1 pseudogene is annotated in these 1,008 nt (G+C 37.9%); it reads right to left on the minus strand.

What is annotated here, in order from left to right:
- Positions 1-909 (minus strand): annotated as a pseudogene (istA, locus tag ACFXN8_RS26490) (IS21 family transposase); the annotation flags it as partial.
- Positions 910-1,008 lie beyond the last annotated feature (99 nt).

Here is a 1,008-nt window from a genome sequence, read left to right on the forward strand (position 1 = left end):
TTTCAAATAATGCTTTCGATGATTCAACTTCTCAAGAATTGATATTAAATATTGCTGCGCCTCTTCTAAAGAGGTAAATGTATCCTGGTGCGCAAATGCTTTTCTACGAATGAATTCCACACTTAGCTCTACATGGCCCTTTTCATTTCCTTTACGTGGCTGACAGAGTCTAATTTGAAAATGATAATGAAGTGGAATGCTTTTCATACCATCGGTAATGAACCGGTCATTGCCAATAAAGTTTTTCACAACTGTACGCATGTTGTCATACGTAAAGACGTTTGGCACAAACCCTAGATGTTCAATACATTTCACATGGGCATCTTGTACACAAACCATCGTTTCGGATTCATAGAGACGTGCATAGCGCTCGTTACTATAAGCCAATGTAAATACCGCTAACGAAAAGCTTCTTAGCTTTCCATCAATGAACAGCTTCACTTCGCCCCAATCAAATTCAATCTCTCGGCCTACAGCTGGGTCTTGGCGAATATAGACTTCCTTCTTTCGTTGCTCTTCATGATTAACGAAGTTGCGAACGGTCGTATAACCAATGGTGAATCCTTCATCTAAAAGCTTTTCATGCATATCAATGATTTTCAACTGTTGCTTATGCATATTTAATTCACGCTTCTGTTCATTTTGCTTCATCATCTGACGAAGACGTTTCTTGACAGTGTTTGTTAAAACTTCTTTTTTTCCTTTTCGCTTTTTATATGCCGGAGGCGTTACATAGTTGTCCGTAATCGGTAAATCTCTTGTATCTTGCTGTCTCGCAGCGAGATCCTGTTCAATTTATTTTTTGACTGTGTTACGTGACATCTTAAGCTTTTCCGCAATTTTACGTTGGCTTGTATTGTGCTGATGATATTCAATCAACACCAGCTGTTTTTTTTCCAAACTGATCACCTCTATATCCTCCTAACTATTTAAAGTTAGGATTATTTTGATATAAAGTGGCTCTCATTTCAATTGCGTTGGTGGCTCAGTTTTAGCTTAACAAATACA

Origin of the sequence: Lysinibacillus sp. NPDC059133 (assembly GCF_042755925.1) — a bacterium.
Classification (GTDB): domain Bacteria; phylum Bacillota; class Bacilli; order Bacillales_A; family Planococcaceae; genus Lysinibacillus.